Source organism: Paeniglutamicibacter antarcticus, assembly GCF_039544305.1.
Classification (GTDB): domain Bacteria; phylum Actinomycetota; class Actinomycetes; order Actinomycetales; family Micrococcaceae; genus Paeniglutamicibacter; species Paeniglutamicibacter antarcticus_C.
This window is the reverse complement of record NZ_BAABLK010000023.1, coordinates 109595-126052: the sequence shown is the minus strand read 5'-3', so window position 1 is coordinate 126052 and position 16458 is coordinate 109595. Positions and strand designations below refer to the sequence as shown.

General features: G+C 62.8%; 14 protein-coding genes and 2 pseudogenes. 12 read left to right on the top strand and 4 right to left on the bottom strand.

The annotated features are described in order from the left end of the window. Window positions 1-168: 168 nt before the first annotated feature. The 3 genes from ABEA12_RS07190 (at window position 169) to ABEA12_RS07180 (ending at window position 3450) form a co-directional block, all read left to right on the top strand. Complete coding sequence (locus ABEA12_RS07190; RefSeq protein WP_210100878.1) at window positions 169-735, top strand: TetR/AcrR family transcriptional regulator; 567 nt, start codon at window positions 169-171, stop codon at window positions 733-735. A 118-nt stretch (window positions 736-853) separates the two neighbouring features. Beyond that, window positions 854-1810 carry an ABC transporter ATP-binding protein gene (locus ABEA12_RS07185; protein WP_210100877.1) on the top strand — a complete coding sequence of 319 codons (957 nt, stop codon included), beginning with the start codon at window positions 854-856 and terminating at the stop codon, window positions 1808-1810. Between the two features lie 80 nt (window positions 1811-1890). Beyond that, window positions 1891-3450, top strand: coding sequence for an ABC transporter permease (locus ABEA12_RS07180; protein WP_210100876.1), 1560 nt, complete (start codon window positions 1891-1893; stop codon window positions 3448-3450). Window positions 3451-3604: 154 nt separating this feature from the next. On the opposite strand, the pseudogene ABEA12_RS07175 reads toward ABEA12_RS07180, so the two are convergent. Beyond that, window positions 3605-3703, bottom strand: a pseudogene (locus ABEA12_RS07175) (hypothetical protein); the annotation flags it as partial. A gap of 118 nt (window positions 3704-3821) precedes the next feature. Between ABEA12_RS07175 and ABEA12_RS07170 the strand changes: the two are divergent. Beyond that, window positions 3822-4197 (top strand): annotated as a pseudogene (locus ABEA12_RS07170) (VOC family protein). 244 nt (window positions 4198-4441) lie between these two features. Here the strand turns inward: ABEA12_RS07170 and ABEA12_RS07165 are convergent. Further along, window positions 4442-4894 (bottom strand): carboxymuconolactone decarboxylase family protein, encoded by a 453-nt coding sequence (locus tag ABEA12_RS07165; protein WP_210100875.1) that lies wholly within the window; start codon window positions 4892-4894, stop codon window positions 4442-4444. 816 nt (window positions 4895-5710) lie between these two features. Here ABEA12_RS07165 and ABEA12_RS07160 point away from each other — a divergent pair. The 6 genes from ABEA12_RS07160 to ABEA12_RS07135 all read left to right on the top strand — a co-directional run bounded on the left by ABEA12_RS07160 (window position 5711) and on the right by ABEA12_RS07135 (window position 11211). Further along, window positions 5711-6013 carry a hypothetical protein gene (locus tag ABEA12_RS07160; protein ID WP_210100874.1) on the top strand — a complete coding sequence of 101 codons (303 nt, stop codon included), beginning with the start codon at window positions 5711-5713 and terminating at the stop codon, window positions 6011-6013. Between the two features lie 63 nt (window positions 6014-6076). Continuing rightward, entirely contained in the window at window positions 6077-6211 is a 135-nt protein-coding gene (locus tag ABEA12_RS07155; protein ID WP_345467234.1) for a hypothetical protein, read from the top strand. Between the two features lie 295 nt (window positions 6212-6506). After that, the gene (thrS, locus tag ABEA12_RS07150) at window positions 6507-8513 is read left to right on the top strand and encodes a threonine--tRNA ligase (protein ID WP_210100873.1); all 2007 of its coding nucleotides are present in this window, start codon (window positions 6507-6509) and stop codon (window positions 8511-8513) included. A gap of 5 nt (window positions 8514-8518) precedes the next feature. Next, complete coding sequence (locus tag ABEA12_RS07145) at window positions 8519-9115, top strand: HIT family protein (protein ID WP_210100872.1); 597 nt, start codon at window positions 8519-8521, stop codon at window positions 9113-9115. Between the two features lie 278 nt (window positions 9116-9393). Then, window positions 9394-10308 carry a pyridoxal 5'-phosphate synthase lyase subunit PdxS gene (gene pdxS / locus ABEA12_RS07140; protein WP_345467227.1) on the top strand — a complete coding sequence of 305 codons (915 nt, stop codon included), beginning with the start codon at window positions 9394-9396 and terminating at the stop codon, window positions 10306-10308. A gap of 294 nt (window positions 10309-10602) precedes the next feature. Continuing rightward, window positions 10603-11211 carry an NADPH-dependent F420 reductase gene (locus ABEA12_RS07135; protein WP_210100870.1) on the top strand — a complete coding sequence of 203 codons (609 nt, stop codon included), beginning with the start codon at window positions 10603-10605 and terminating at the stop codon, window positions 11209-11211. Window positions 11212-11534: 323 nt separating this feature from the next. Here ABEA12_RS07135 and ABEA12_RS07130 read toward each other — a convergent pair whose 3' ends face one another. Both ABEA12_RS07130 and ABEA12_RS07125 read right to left on the bottom strand, forming a co-directional pair. Continuing rightward, the gene (locus ABEA12_RS07130) at window positions 11535-12290 is read right to left on the bottom strand and encodes a GNAT family N-acetyltransferase (protein ID WP_210100869.1); all 756 of its coding nucleotides are present in this window, start codon (window positions 12288-12290) and stop codon (window positions 11535-11537) included. A 2-nt stretch (window positions 12291-12292) separates the two neighbouring features. Next, window positions 12293-14308, bottom strand: coding sequence for a M3 family metallopeptidase (locus tag ABEA12_RS07125; RefSeq protein ID WP_210100868.1), 2016 nt, complete (start codon window positions 14306-14308; stop codon window positions 12293-12295). A gap of 79 nt (window positions 14309-14387) precedes the next feature. Here ABEA12_RS07125 and ABEA12_RS07120 point away from each other — a divergent pair, with 79 nt between their 5' ends. Then, complete coding sequence (locus ABEA12_RS07120; protein ID WP_345467217.1) at window positions 14388-15647, top strand: CapA family protein; 1260 nt, start codon at window positions 14388-14390, stop codon at window positions 15645-15647. Window positions 15648-15784: 137 nt separating this feature from the next. After that, window positions 15785-16456 carry a pyridoxal 5'-phosphate synthase glutaminase subunit PdxT gene (gene pdxT / locus ABEA12_RS07115; RefSeq protein ID WP_210100867.1) on the top strand — a complete coding sequence of 224 codons (672 nt, stop codon included), beginning with the start codon at window positions 15785-15787 and terminating at the stop codon, window positions 16454-16456. The last annotated feature ends 2 nt before the right edge of the window (window positions 16457-16458 follow it).

The following is a 16458-nucleotide window of genomic DNA, read 5'->3' as shown; positions in this document are numbered from 1 at the left end:
ACAATGTCAACCCATAACCCATCCCTCCAGCACACCAAGGTGCCCGGTCATGCGCCAGAGATTTCGCGTGCACTTCTCAAATGAGGCATGCGCCCCATTTCGCGCGCACTTTAGATGAGTCAACACGACCCGTAGTCTTTGGCTATACACGCGAGTAGCCTGCTGTACATGAGTGCAGCTTATGGCGACTTGACCGGATTGGACCGGTTGCGCGACGCGGCCATCGAGCGTTTCGCAGCCTACGGGTTCGACGTATCACTGCGTTCCGTCGCCTCCCGCGCAGGGGTTAGTGCCGGGCTTGTGCGCCACCACTTCGGATCAAAGGAAGTGCTCCGGGCTGAATATGATGCCACGGTGCTGAAATGGTATCGCCTATTGAAACAAGAAACCTTAAAGACCGCCCCGGACCAGCTATTTGCAAGGCTTCCGTCTTCGCAGGAGTGCGGGATCCTGCTGGTCTATATCCTGCGATCTCCCCGCGAGGGAGGGGCTGCCGGCCGCGATTTCATTGAGCGACTGGTCGCGGAGACCTTGGGGACCGTGCGGGGCGCGGTGTCGCGGGGGATTGTCATTCCCAGCCGTGGTGAAGAGGCTCGGGTGCGTTTCCTGGTCCAGCAATCCCTAGGAGCGATGCTTGTCGGTTTGGCCGTGTTCCCGTGTACTGCATTGGAAGTCTTCGGGGCGGTGATGGAGCAGTACTACGCCGAGGCCATGCTACCGACGCTTGAGCTCTAAACCGAGGGCCTCTTTGCCGACCGACGCTATCTCGATGACTACCGGACCCACCTGGTCGAAACCAAGAACCCATCTGCGGATCCCGCGGGTGGACCCGTGGTGTGAAAAGGAGAAAACAATGTTTTCAAACGGCCAGGCCATTTCGGTTTCCGGCCTGCACAAACGCTTCGGACACACGGTGGCCTTGGACGGACTGGAGCTCGCCGTTGACTCCGGAGACGTCGCTGGCTTCCTTGGCCCCAACGGATCGGGCAAGTCGACGGCCATTCGCATCCTGTTGGGACTGTTGCGCGCCGATTCCGGCAGGGTCCGGATGCTCGGTGCGGACCCGTGGGACGACGCGGTGGCGCTACATCGGCGCATCGCCTATGTCCCCGGCGAGGTGAGTCTGTGGCCCAACCTCACTGGCGGACAGGCCATTGGGATCCTCTTATCGCTGCGCGGGAGAGTAGACAGGGCCAAACGCGACGAGCTGCTTGAACGCTTCGACCTGGACCCCACCAAGAAGGCGCGCAGTTACTCCAAGGGCAACAGGCAAAAGGTCGTGCTTGTCGCGGCCTTGGCTTCGGATGCCGAGTTGCTTCTCCTTGATGAACCGACTTCAGGCCTCGACCCCTTAATGGAACAAGTGTTCACAGCCTGCATCGGCGAAGCCAAGGCCCAGGGCCGCAGCGTCCTGCTCTCAAGCCATATCTTCGCCGAGGTCGAGAGACTCTGTGATACCGTCACCATAATTCGTGAGGGCAAGACGGTGGAAGCAGGGCGTCTCGATGAACTGCGACACCTGCACCGCACCACCGTCTCGGTGTTACTTGATTCCCAGGCCACTACTCTGGCGCAGGTCCCCGGGATCAACGACCTGGTGCTCGATGGGCAACGGGCCACCTTCACAGTCGGGGAGAAAGACCTGGGCGCAGTGCTGAGCGCACTGGCCGGGTATTCGCCAAGCTCCTTGGTTTCGGCGCCTCCATCGCTGGAGGATTTGTTCCTGCGCCACTATGGTGGACCGCACTTCGGCGCGGACGCCCCGAATCCAGATGAATCGGGGCCTTCGCGTTGGGGTGGTGCGCGATGAACGCAGTAGCTGTGTCCGGACGGCATACGGCGCAGCGGTCTACAACTGCTATGGGCACGCTGGTGGGACTGGGGATTTGCGTGAAGTTCATCCTGAGCCGTAACGGGTTGCGGCTCGTCATCTGGGCGGCCGTGTTGGCACTCATGATCCCATTGGTCTACGACTCCCAGCAACAGATATTTCCTACCCAAGCGGACCGGGATGCATACGTCAGGGTGGCCAATACCCCGGCGGTGGCAGCCATGACGGGCCTTCCCTACGCGGCGGGATCGCTCGGTGGCATCCTGGTTATCAAGGTCTGGATGACTTTGGCCGTTGCCCTGGGTTTCGCTTCGATCTTTTTGGTCACCCGCAATGGCCGGGCAGACGAGGAGACTGGGCGCACCGAGCTGCTGCGCTCGGCAGCCGTGGGTCGGCATGCCTATTCCTTGGCGAACTATGTGGTCGCCGGCGCCCTGAGCGTAACCGCAGGGTTGCTGATCTCCGTGCTATGCCTGGGACTGGATCTTCCGACAAACGGCTCTTGGGTGATGGGTGCCTCCATTGCCGGAACAGGCCTGGCCTTCGTGGCTGTCTCGGCGATCTGCGGCCAGCTCTCAAGCACCAGCCGAGGAGCGAACTCGTTGGCCGTGGGGGTGCTGGGGCTTTTCTACTTGATCAGGGCCGGCGCAGACCTGCAGGCCGAAGGCACCAAGGCCAGTGCGTTGAGCTGGTTCTCACCGTTCGGCTGGGCACAGACCATGCGTGCGTTCGGGGAAAACAGCTGGTGGCCAATGCTGGCGATATTGGGATTGGCCGTACTTGGCTGTGCTCTGGCCCTGCGGATTGAAACAAGCAGGGACTTGGGTTCCGGGATCCTGCCGGAGCGGGGTGGTTCGTCAACCGCCTCCGGCTTCCTGGCTAATCCACTGGGCCTGGTATTGCGCCTGCAACGTGGCTCGCTCATTTCTTGGCTCCTGGGGGCGTTGCTGATCGGCGGTTTTTTCGGGGCAGTGGCGCGGGCGATGGTGTTCGCCGTAGACCCGAATAACTCCTATGCACAGTCCCTGATTGGTGCTGAACACGGGATGCTCAATGGGGTGCTCGGCGTCTTGGTGCTGTTCAACGGGCTTTTGGCCGGTGCCTTTGCAGTACAGTCGTTGGCTGGTGCGCGCAGCGAAGAAGAAAGCGGACGGCTCGAAAACCTTTTGGCAGGATCTCTTGCCCGCCCTGTGTGGCTCGGCGCCCACGTGCTCGTCGCCGCCGGCGGCTCGGCGGCAATGATGCTGCTGGGCGGATATCTCACCGGTGCAGCCTCCCAAGGTGCAGCCACCGGAGGGCAGATGGCAGCGGCATCATTTGCTTACTGGCCCGGCGTATTGCTGATGCTCGGGGTGCTGCTCTTCTGCCAAGGAGTGTTGCCTCGCGCCGCGACGGCGATCGCTTGGACCATGTATGGGATTTCGTTCATGGCGGCGATGTTCGGAGGACTGTTCTCCTTCGCGCAGGACGCCATCAAGGCTACTCCGTTCGGCATGATCCCGCGGATACCGGCAGAGGACTTCACACCGATGCCTTTGGTGGTGCTTGCGCTCTCTGCCGTGGTGCTGGGCTCCATGGGGTTCTGGCGCTTCCGCGCCCGTGATCTGATACCCGGCTAGGGCAAACCGCCGGCATTACCGATACGCGTGCTAACGACAACGGGCAACCACATTGACGGGGTCCACAAGGATTCGCCTCTCCACTGGGACCGGCTCCAACGCCAATACCCGTGACCATGGAACCGGGGGCGAGTCCACGGACCCGTCTGACGAATCAGGCGTTGTCCGCGCAGAACACCGTGCGGGCCGCCAAGGCAACCTGCAGCCGGGAGTTGACGCCGAGCTTATTGATCACACGGCATACGTGGGTCTTGACGGTCGTTTCTTATATCCCCGGCTTGCGGCCGACGTCACAGCGACCCCGGGCCCGGAAACCAGGACGATCCGGCAACCCATTACAGGCGTTTGGCTGCGGCACTAACGGGTGCAGCATCGATTGGAAACTCGAGCCTGTGTTTCTCCCCGTGTCCGATGTGGATAACGCCAAGGATTTCTATGTGAATAACGTCGGGTACAACGCCGACCATGACGAGCGACCCGTCGAATCGGTCCGTTTTGTCCAACTGACTCCACCTGGATCGGCGGCTTCAATCTGCATCGGTGAGGGGCTGACCGACGCCGCACCGGGAACCTCTACAAACCTGCTCTTGGTGGTCAGCGTCATCGAAGCTGCCATGACCAGCTGAAGGCCACTGGCGTGGCCGTGAGCAAGGTCCGGGTCTTGAACTGGGGCCACTTTGTGTATTTCGCCGAACCGACGGAAACAATTGGTCTGTCCAATACCTCCCGCAACTCCCCGACGGATAAGGCTTCGTAGGGAGCCCAGGTGCCGTTGCGCTGGCGGGCTGGCATGGCTCCCTAGGAACACAGGGAACATTTCCCGCAGACGCAAGGAATCAGGAAGCCTGGGGGCAATCATCGATGCTGCGAATCGCGCACTGTTTTCAAGAGTTCATCAGACACAGGATTCAGTCGCGGAGCAGCCTCGGCGCCGTCTCGCAGGACACGGCGAAAACGGGGTTTGGTGTGATCGGGCACTATGCCACGGGTGTCAGGGCTTGACCGGGTAGCGGCTGATGATCGCGATCCGGTTGAACATATTGATGGCAGCGCTCAGCCAGGCTACGGCCGAGATCTGTTCGTCGGAAAGCACTGCGCGGGCCATGGTGTAGACGCCATGTGGGACGTGGTCGACCGAGACCATGGTGATTGATTCGCACAATGCCAAGGCGGCGCGCTCCACTGCGCTGAAGTACTGGGAATCAGCCCACGCAGAAACTACTGCCAGGCGATCGGTGGTCTCACCGAGGGCCAGCGCGTCCCTGGTGTGCATGCGCAGGCAGTACGTGCAACCGTTGATTTGCGAGGCTCGGACCTTGAGCAGCTCACGGAGCTTGGGATCTATTCCCGCGGCGTCGGCGGACTTGCTGGCGGCCTCGTTCATGGCCAACAGCGCCGCGTATGCAGCGGGATCGGACTTGCTGAGATTTACACGGGTATCCATGACTAGATGCTAGCCCTGCTTGCAGACAATCAACAGGGGGCAGAAACAAAGCCCCAGATCAACATGCGGAAAGTACCAATGATGGTCCGGCACGCGTCAACGGAAAGTAATGGCGTGTTCGAACACGCGTCCACTACCTCGAACGATCAGGAGAAACCAAGACCCTGATGAGCCACCAGACCGGGAAACTTCGTGGCGCTGGATGGCTCCAGCGGGCGTCTTATCCCGGTTTTTGCGCTGCGTCGGGTGGCGTATGCCCTTACTGGCCATTGAAATGTCTGGCCTATGGGTCTACAGGGGAGCAAAACGGAATTCAGTGAAGGAGTCAGTGCAAATGGGAACACGGTTGACGAGGACACCTTGGTTCGGCCCAAACGAAGCGTGGGGTGGGGATGGAAGCCGGTCCACTGGCTTGGGTCCATTGGGCGAGATGGCAAGTCCGTGCAGCCGGGATTCAGCGGACGGGTCACCTTGGACACCAGGCTTCGTCAAAGTAGCTGAGTCCGGGGACCGGCGAGCTGGTTGCCTCTGGGTGGATACCTCGGGAGCGGGCGCCATGGACATCAAACCTGCGATGCTGGCCTTGGCCGCAACGCGTTGCCGTGATATTTGTCGCCACCCCCCCCGGCAAAGGGGGGGGCTTGGGTTCCCAACGCGAACGTGCGCCCGATGCACCCGGTGTCTCGCTACCGGCTTTTCGCCATGGTCCGGAAGCCGACGCGACTTGGGAATTTCCCGGGTGAAGCTGGCTTGCATTGGCAGCGGACAGTCAGTATTCATCAGGGATTTTGCCTGGCTGGCAGGGGAGTAAGCGGGATGACCGAAGTGCACGTGGACGGATCGATAAGCCTGCCTTGGCGACGGACCAAAGGAGGCCTTGGTTCGTTTGCGCTTGCCTTTGGTGTAGTCCCGGTTCTGGCCGGGTGTTCATCGAGCTCGGCGCCGGCGGATACTTCGGGAACCACCAGTGCAACCGGCGGTACCTCTACCTCAGTGCCAACGGCCGAGATCCCCGATGGTCCTGCCGGCAAGCAACTTTCCTGGTTGCTGGATGCCACCAAGGCCCTGCCCATCGACGGGCAGGCCGTGGCCGCACATATGAGCGCAGCCTTTGTCTAACCCCTCTCGCCGGAGGAGTTCAACAAAATCCTGGCCTCACTGTCCCCGCAGGGTGGTCTGCAGTTGACCTCGATCGAGGCGAGGACCCCGACGGCCGTGGTCGGTACCGTCGAGGGCATCCAGGGGCCCATGCAGGTGAGCCTGTTGACGCAAGCCGACGGCAAGGTTCAAGGGCTCTTCTTCAAGCCGACACCCTAGGCATCGGCCACCGCCGGGCGCCACTGCGCACATTTGCCCACGCTGTGCCCATCCATTGCGCCGGTGCCGTACTGAAGCTCCCTGGGCACCCGGAGGAAGAGCGGGGACCGCATCGGCCATGGGAAGCCACCGTGGTGGCTCCTGCCCCGGGGCCCCGTGATCCGCCGATCCGGGTGTCCCATGCGTGATTCCGGATTGGTTGGCACCCTACGGCGTCGGTTAAGCTGGGTGTTGGCTGGCTGTGGTCACCGTATGCCACAAGCTATGAAGCCCCATAACGAAACGAGGAACCGTAGTGCTTGAGGAAATCACACTGAGTGTCGATGGAAAACAACGCGAGGTGAATGCCGGCACTACCGGGGCCGAGCTGTACTTTGACGACCGCGAGGTCGTGGTGATGCACGTCGATGGCGTGCTGCGCGACCTGGCCCGCCCACTCGAGGCAGGTACCGAGGTGAAAAGAGTCACCATCGACTCGCCGGCCGGCCTCGAGGTCTTGCGCCACTCCACCGCCCATGTCATGGCCCAGGCCGTGCAGCAGCTGCGCCCGGATGCCAAGCTCGGCATCGGCCCGTACATCACCGACGGCTTCTACTTCGACTTCGACGTCGAGGAACCGTTCACCCCCGAGGACCTCAAGGCTCTCGAGAAGATGATGCTCAAGATCGTGAACCAGAACCAGAAGTTCGCACGCCGCGTCGTCACTGAGGACGAGGCCCGCACGGCCATGGCCAACGAGCCGTACAAGCTGGAACTGCTCTCCAAGACCAATGAGGCCGACGAAGCCGGCGAGGGCGTCAACGTCGAGGTCGGCGCCGGTGAAATCACCATCTACGACAATGTCGACCGCAAGTCCGGCGACGTGATTTGGTGCGATCTATGCCGCGGCCCGCACCTGCCCAACACCAAGCTGATCTCCAACGCCTTCGCGCTGACCCGCACGGCAGCCGCATACTGGCTGGGTAGCGAGAAGAACAAGCAGCTCCAGCGCATCTACGGCACTGTCTGGCCCACCAAGGCCGACCTGAAGGCATACCAAGAGCGCCTGGCCGAGGCCGAGCGCCGCGACCACCGCAAGCTCGGCGCCGAGCTAGACCTGTTCTCCTTCCCGGACGAGCTTGGAAGCGGCCTGCCAGTGTTCCACCCCAAGGGCGGAATCATCCGCAAGACCATGGAAGACTACTCGCGCCAGCGCCACACCGAAGCCGGATACGAGTTCGTCTATACCCCGCACATCACCAAGGGCCACCTGTACGAGATCTCCGGGCATCTTGACTGGTACAAGGACGGCATGTTCCCCCCGATGCACATCGATGAGACCCGCGACCCGGAGACCAACGAACTGCTCAAGCCCGGCCAGGACTACTACCTCAAGCCGATGAACTGCCCGATGCACAACCTGATCTTCCGCGGACGCGGACGCTCCTACCGCGAGCTGCCGCTGCGCATGTTCGAATTCGGCCAGGTCTACCGCTACGAGAAGTCCGGCGTGGTCCACGGACTGACCCGCGTGCGCGGCATGACACAGGACGACGCCCACATCTACTGCACCCGCGAGCAGATGAAGGACGAGCTGACCAGCACGCTGAAGTTCGTGCTGGATCTGCTCAAGGACTACGGGCTGGATGACTTCTACCTGGAGCTCTCCACCAAGGACCCGGAGAAGTTCGTCGGATCCGATGACGCCTGGGAAGAAGCAACCAACACCCTGGCCGAGGTCGCCGAGGCCTCGGGACTGGAACTGGTCCCGGATCCGGAAGGAGCGGCGTTCTACGGCCCGAAGATCTCCGTGCAGGCACGCGACGCCATCGGACGCACCTGGCAGATGTCCACCATCCAGCTGGACTTCAACCTGCCCGAGCGCTTCGAGCTCGAGTACCAGGCAGCCGACGGGACCCGCCAGCGCCCGGTGATGATCCACCGTGCCCTCTTCGGTTCGGTGGAGCGCTTCATGGGTGTGCTCATCGAGCACTATGCCGGTGCGTTCCCCGCATGGCTGGCACCGGTCCAGGTCGTGGGGATCCCCGTGGCGGAGGCGTTCAACGACTACGTCTCGGAGGTCATCGCGAAGCTGCGCGAGGCAGGCATCCGTGCCGAGGCCGATTTGGGCACCGAGCGGTTCCCGAAGAAGATCCGCAATGCCTCCAAGGACAAGATCCCGTTCGTGCTCATCGCCGGTGGCGAAGACGCGGAGGCCGGGGCGGTATCCTTCCGATTCCGCGACGGCAGCCAGGACAACGGCATTCCGGTGGGCGAAGCCGTTGAACGCATCATCACCGCGGTGAAGAACCGGGAGGCTTAGGCGCAATGGGGGAGTTCAACGCCCAGGGAGGGCAGGGGGTTTCGCAGGAGGCGGCCGATGCCGCGATCACCGATGACTTTGAGCTCGCCGGTGTGCCGGATTCGTTCCAGCGGTTGTGGACCCCTTACCGGATGGCGTACATCAAGGCCGGGCAGGACCACGTCAAGGACGAGGAAAGCTGTCCGTTCTGTGCCGGTCCCAACCGCAGCGACGAAGAGTCCTTGATCATCCACCGCGGCAAGACCGCGTACGTGATCCTGAACCTCTTCCCCTACAACCCGGGCCACCTGCTTATCTGCCCTTACCGCCATGTTCCGGACTACACCGACATCACCGAAGAGGAAACGATGGAGATGGCGGCGTTGGCGCAGAAGTCCATGCGAGTGCTGCGCCATGTCTCGCGTCCCACCGGCTTCAACCTTGGCATGAACCAGGGCGTCACCGGGGGAGCGGGAATCGCAGCGCACCTGCACCAGCACGTGGTTCCGCGCTGGGCCGGGGACGGGAACTTCTTCCCGATCATTGCCGAAACCAAGGCGATCCCCGCGACCCTCAACGACATCCGCGAGGACATGACCGCCGGCTGGCTTCAAATCGACTAGCACCAGGTTGTCTCTCGCCGCCGATGGCCCCTTCGAAGGATGCTTCGAAGGGGCCATCGGCGTCTTGGTGCCAGGAGCGCATCTTTTATCGGGCGCGGGTGTCTTGCGGCGGAAGTCACCGGCCCCTGGCGATAGCGACCGATACGCTTGGCAACCCACGGGCAGGCTGGGCGACAGTACATATGGTTCTGGAATGTGACGACATACCCACGACCTTTGTGCCACAGCGGATCTACGATGATTTGCGTATTGCCCACCGTATTGAAAGGAATTCCCAGGTGTCTGAAAACGAAGCCGTCCCCACCCCCACAACTACCGTAGGTAGCGACCGCGTCAAGCGGGGCATGGCCGACATGCTCAAGGGCGGCGTCATCATGGATGTCGTCACGGCCGAACAAGCCCGTATCGCCGAGGACGCCGGTGCTGTTGCCGTGATGGCCTTGGAACGCGTTCCGGCCGACATCCGGGCACAGGGCGGGGTTTCGCGCGCGAGCGACCCGGACATGATCGATTCCATCATCGCTTCCGTCTCCATCCCGGTGATGGCCAAGGCCCGCATCGGCCACTTCGTCGAGGCGCAGATCCTGCAGTCTCTTGGCGTGGACTACGTCGATGAGTCCGAGGTGCTCTCCCCGGCGGACTACGAGCACCACATCGACAAGTGGAACTTCAAGGTCCCCTTCGTCTGCGGCGCCACCAACCTGGGCGAGGCACTGCGCCGGATCAACGAGGGCGCTGCCATGATCCGCTCCAAGGGCGAGGCCGGAACCGGGGACGTTTCAAACGCCACCGGGCACATGCGCAAGATCCGCGCCCAGATCGCACAGCTCGCAGCCCTTCCCGAGGACGAGCTGTACGTGGCCGCCAAGGAACTCCAGGCTCCCTACCAGCTGGTCAAGGAAATCGCTGCCACCGGCAAACTGCCCGTGGTGCTGTTCACCGCCGGTGGCATCGCGACCCCTGCGGATGCTGCCATGATGATGCAGCTGGGCGCCGACGGCGTGTTCGTGGGCTCGGGCATCTTCAAGTCCGGCAACCCCGCCCAGCGCGCAGCGGCCGTGGTCCAGGCCACTACCTACTTCAACGACGCGGACCAGTTGGCCAAGATCTCCCGCGGACTGGGCGAAGCCATGGTCGGCATCAACGTCGCTGACATTCCGGCACCGCACCGCCTCTCCGAGCGCGGCTGGTAACACCCAGGCGAACTGATGCCGGGCCACGGGCTGGGTGCCCCGGCTACGCATGGCCTCTCCGCAAAGAAGGCATGATGTGTACCGGGCAGCACCCGGCCCGCGACGTTTAAGTCCCCCAGGGGACCCCGCGCTGCGGCCTTCGGGGCTGGGGATGCGCAACGGGCACCTGCATGGATTCCCGGCATTGATCGATTCCCCGGGACTTGATGCCGGCAAACCGGGGCACCTCGTCCGGTGGCGGGCGTAGGCTGGGCCGGAGAACCAGTATCGTCCAACACCGCAAAAGGGGCAGTCATGAAAATCGGTATCCTGGGCACGGGCAGCGTTGCACAAGCCCTCGCGGGTGGCTGCGCCGCAGCCGGGCACTCGGTGACCTTGGGCTCGCGGCACCCTGAATCCCGGACCGATCTTGTGTACCCCGTCTCGGGCCTTGAGGAAACCGCGCGAAACGCCGAGGTGATCGTGAATGCGACTCCGGGCGCCTCCTCGAAGGAACTCCTGGACCAGATCGATGCGGCGGTGTTTAGCGGAAAACTCCTGATTGACGTGGCCAACGCCGCTACGTCCTCTTACGAGCTGATCTATCCCGGCTCCAGCTTGGGCGAAAAGTTGCAGGAGATGCTTCCGGAGGCGAACGTCGTGAAAACGATGAACACCTGCGCCGGCAAGATCTTCATCAACCCGTCTTCCCTGGAGCCAACCAGCATCTTTGTCTCGGGCAACGACGCTTCGGCCAAAAACCAGGCGACAACCCTCCTGAAAGACCTCGGCTGGCCCGAGGACTCCATCATCGACCTTGGAGGGATCTCCACCGCGAAGGGGCCCGAACACTACTTCGTCATGTGGGCATGCCTCACCAAGGCGATGGGCACCACGGCCCTGAACGTGCGTGTGGTCCGCTGAGCAAGAAGTGATCCGCTCTACACCCGCCGTTTATTCCGGGGATCCGATAAATGAGCGACGGCAGCACGCCAGCATCCAATAGCGACAAGAAAGCGCGTGAAACCGAATCTTGTTGCGCCGTGGTCCGCGGCAGCACCTGTTTCCACCACTTCCGGCTTGGAGCGCCGATGGGTTGAGGCCCGCCATCTCTCATGCGGCACCCAATGGAGCGGATACCCTCATGGGCCATGGCGCCGGCAAGCGATGCCCGCCTCCGGTGTTCTCAGCACTCATGGGCACGCACCCCGGACGCCAACCGGTCCTTGGAATGCAGCAGCCAAAGGCTAGCGCAGCACCAAGTGGCGGCCACGACCAAGCAAACGCATCCCGTTGGCCTCGAAGAACTGTGCGGAACTCGGTGATGCCGCGGCGATGAGCTCGATGCGCGACTGGTCATCGAGTCCCAACGGATTGGCCATGCCCCGGGCCAAGCCGTTGAGCAGGGACGAGCCAATGCCGGCCCGTCGATGTGAAGGAGCGACTGCCAAACCGTGGATGGCCAACTGGCCACCCAATGCCTGCTGGGCAAAGGCGCGGCCCACCAGTTCCCCTTCAAGGGTGCGGGCGGTGGCTTGTTCGATGCGGCGCAGCGCGGGGTGTCCGGCGCTCAACCCGGCCGCCGCCGGATCGCGCCACAGGTTTGCCACCTGCAACTCCTTGGCGTCGGCGCCCTTGGCCTCGGGGATCTCGGTTCCCAGGCGCACACGGCCGTCCCACGGTTCCCGCGGTCCCACCAATTCCCCGGCATGCCACGAAATCTGTGCCGCATCGGAGAATCCGGCTGCCTCCAGCGCAGTGGATGGCGCGCCGGAATTGACCCAGGCCTCCACCCGGCGCGCACCCAGGCGCGTTCCCTCGGCCAAGCCAGGGCGCAGCCCGGCTTCCTGTGCATGGGCTGGGAAGAGCAGCACCAGCCGGGCGCGTGCGGGCTGCCAAGCCCATGAGCAACCGTGGGTGGTGAAGATCTTGCCGCCGGTGGCAGTCGCCATGGCTTGGTGCCAGTGCGAGAGCGCATCCTGCGCAAATCCGATGGTTGTCACGTTTACTTGCCCTTTGCCAGGCCGCGGCGCGCCAGCAACGGTTCGATCCGTGCGGGCCGTCCTCGGAAGATCTCATAGGATTCCAGCGGGTCACGGGTGTTGCCGCGCGAAAGCAGCTCGTCGCGGAACCTTTCACCGTTTTCCCGTTTCAGCCCGCCGTTTTCGGTGAACCATTGAACGGTGTCGGCGTCCAGCACCTCGGACCAGATGTATGAGTAGTACCCAGCGGAGTATCCGCCGTCAAAAATATGCTTAAAGTAGCCGGTTCGGTAGCGCGAGGGTACCAGGTCAGGGATCAGTCCGGCATCGGTGAGCACGCGCTGCTCGAAGGCCAGCGGGTCGGAAACCATCTCCCCGTCAACGAGCGAGTGCCAGGACAGGTCCAGGACAGCGGCGGTGAGGTATTCAGTCGTGGCGAATCCCTCACCCCACAGGGCCGCGGCATCGAGGGTATCAACGGTGCCGGCCGGCAGCGGCTCTCCGGTGACGGTGTGGGCTGCGTATCCGGGCAGCACCTCGGGGTGCAGTGCCCACATCTCGTTGACCTGGGAAGGGTACTCGACGAAGTCGCGGGGCACCGCGGTGCCGGACAACGACGGGTAGATGGCGGCTGAGAACAATCCATGCAACGCGTGTCCAAACTCGTGGAACAGCGTGTTGACCTCGTCCAGGGAAACAAGCGCGGGTTCGCCCTGGGCGGGCTTGGGGATGTTCAAGGTGTTGGTGACCACCGGGCGCTCTTCAAGCAACGATGCGGACTCGCGGATGGAATTCATCCAGGCGCCGCCGGCCTTGGTGGGCCGGGCAAAGAAATCTCCCACAAACAGGCCAAGGCTCGAGCCGTCCTCGTTGAAGACTTCCCACGTGCGGACGTCGGGGTGGTAGAGCGGGAAGTCGAACCGTTCGGTGAAACCCAGTCCGTAGAGCCGGCTGGCGGCAGAAAAGACGCCACGTACAAGCACTGCATCGAGTTCGAAGTATTCGCGCAGCGCAGCGCGGTCCAGCGTGTAGCGTTCCCTGGCCACGGCGGCGGAGTAGTAGGTCCAATCCCAGGGCTGGATGGGGGCGCCGGAGATCTTCTCCAGCTCGGCAGCCTCGGCCCGTGCATTGGCAACGGCCGCAGGGACGAGCCCGGCGAGGCGGGCCTTGACCGCCTCAAGGCCCGGCGCGGTTGCATCCTGCAGCACCACGTCGGCGTGCGTGTCGAAACCGAGCAGGGCAGCGCGCTTGGAGCGCAGCGACGCCATTTGCGCACCCAGGTCAAGGGTCCGGTTCGCGCCTTCCTGGCCGCGGTTCACCGAGGCCTCGAAGAGCCTGCGGCGCGACTCGGACAGTTCCAGGCACTCAAGCATCGGTTGGCCGGTAGGCAGCACCAATGAGAGCAGGTAGCCCTGGGTGTGTCCGGCGGCACGCGCTGCGTCGGAGGCCGAGGCCAACTGCCCGTCGCTGAGTCCATCCAGTTCGGCGGCATCGGAATAGTGGACCGCCGCATCGTTCATGGTGCCCAAGAGCTTGCGCGAGTATTCACTGGACAGATCCGTGATCTGTGAGTTCAGCGCACGCAGTTCCTGCTTGCGCTTTTCGTCGAGTTCGGCACCTGCTGCACGGAAGGTACGCAGCGTCTCGGACACCAGTCGTGCGTCTTCGCCGGTGAGCGCTCGGGCATCCAGGGCGGACAGGCGCGCGAAAAGTGCCTCATCCAGGTGGATGGCATCCTGGTGGCCGGAAACCAGCGACTGGATTTCCGGGTCGATCTCGCGCAGCTCATCAGTGGCGTGGGCGGAGAACACCGTCCAGTAGGCCATCACGGTGCGGCGCAGCAGCTGGCCGCACCGTTCCACGGCTACAAACGTGTTCTCGAATGTCGGGGCATCGGTGTTTTGCGCGATCGCACCAAGCTCCTCGAGGTGCTGATCCACCCCCTGCCCGATGGCATCCAGGTAGTGGGCTGCCTCCAGGGCTGAATAATCTGGGAATTCAAACGGCAAGGTGCTTGGCTCAAGCAACGGATTAGGCATGTCCTTAACCCTGTCACAAGCCCGCAGTGCTGTCCGTTTCCCGCGCCGTATTCCCGGCAGCGAGGTTAGGCTCATAACCATGACTGAACGAATTGCGCAAGGATTTTTTGCTGCCAGGGGTATTGCCTTCGCCGCAGCACTGCTTCTTAGCACCTTGCTTGCTGCCTGCGCGCCGGTGGACGGTCCTCCGCCATCGGCAAGCTCCGGTGCTGTGGGCAGCTCCGCGGCTTCGGCCGCCCCGAGCCAGGACTCATCGAGGACCCCGAGCGAACCGACCGAGAGCGCCAGCAAAGCCTCCGCTGGGCCCAAGGACGCACAGTGCCCCGGGGATGAATGCATCGAGGTCGCCGTGGCAGGGGACATCCTGCTGCATCCTGCATTGTGGGACCAGGCCGAGGCAGACGGGGCGGGAAGCCTGGACTTTGACCCGCTGCTGGCTGGCATCGCTCCCTACCTGGACCAAAGCGACCTTGCCCTGTGCAACCTTGAAACCCCGGTGGCGCCCAAGGGCGGGCCATACGCCGGATACCCGATGTTCAACGTCCCGCCGCAAATCATTGAGGCACTGGAGAAGGCAGGCTACGACGGCTGCACCACGGCGAGCAACCACTCGATGGACGGGGGAGTCCCCGGGGTCAAACGCACACTGGACGCGCTGGATGGGGCAGGTATGTTCCACACCGGTTCCTACCGCAGCGCAGTCGAAGCCGAAAAGCCATTGCTCGCACCGGTGGGAAGTGCGAAGATAGCCATCATTGCCGGCACGTACTCGCTGAACGGCATGAAGGAAGACGCTCCGTGGCGCGTCGATGACCTCGAGAAGTCCTCGTTGCTGGCGCGGGCCAAGGCCGCACGAGCCGCCGGCGCGGACATCGTGATGGCAGCGATCCATGACGGAGCCGAGTACACCAGCAGCCCCACGGCCGCCCAGCTCAAGTTGTACCGGGCGTTGGCGGAGAGCGGGGAATTCGACTTCATCTATTCGCACCACACGCACTCGGTGCTGCCGGTTGAAAAACACGAAGGCACCTGGATCGTCTACGGTTTGGGAAACTCGGTGGCGAAGCACGCGACCAAGACGGTGCTGAACACCGAGGGGCTGACGGTGAAAATGCAATTTGTTCGTACCGGGGAGACCTGGGAGCCCGGGAACCTGGTGTGGGCTGCCCACACCATCAAAGCGGCCCCGCTGCGTTGGTGTGCCTTGCCTTCGGCATCGAACCAGCCGTGCACCACCGGATCCAAGGACGCAGCCTCGCTGCAACGCACCACCGAGACCGTGAACTCCATGAACGCCAAGGAAAACGGCGCGAAGATGTGGACACTTCCCGGGCAGTGACCCGGCATTGCGCGGGCTAACCGTCATAAAAATATCAGTGCCGCTCACGCAGGGTTTATTCTAGGCTGTCCGCGTGCTCCATCTCAGTTAGCCAGGGACACTCGATCCTTTATCACCTGAGCAGGAAGTGATCCACCGTGGTACTACAAATTGGGGTTCTTGCCCTGCAGGGGGATGTCAACGAACATCGCCGGGCCCTTGAATCACTAGGTGCAGTTGCCCAGCCGGTGAAGGTGGCCGATGAGCTGGCAGGACTCGACGGGCTGGTTATCCCGGGAGGTGAATCAACGGTGATTGACAAGCTGGCCCGGTTCTCCGGGCTCGACGGGGTCATTAGGGCCAAGATCGCCCAGGGGTTCCCGGTCTATGGTTCATGCGCCGGAATGATCATGCTGGCCGACACCATTGCCGATCCTGCCACCAATCTCAAGGGCGACCCCCAGCAAAGTTTCGGGGGAATCGATATGGTGGTCAAGCGCAACGCCTTCGGCAGACAAATCGATTCGTTCGAAGTGGACCTGGATTTCAAGGGACTTGACGTCCTTCCCAGCCAGGATCCAGACCAGGCGGCCAAACCGGTTCGCGCCGCTTTCATCCGGGCACCCTGGGTGAGCAGCGTGGGAGAAAGAGTAGAGGTATTGGCCACGATCCCCGCCGGAAACACGCCCTTGGGCGGTGATGGGGTTCGGTTGGCTAGAATTGTCGCAGTACGTTCGGGGAAATTGCTGGCGACCTCCTTCCATCCAGAGGTGGGCGGGGAACGCCGTATCCACGAACTTTTCATTCAGATGATCAGAGGAGACGCGTAAGC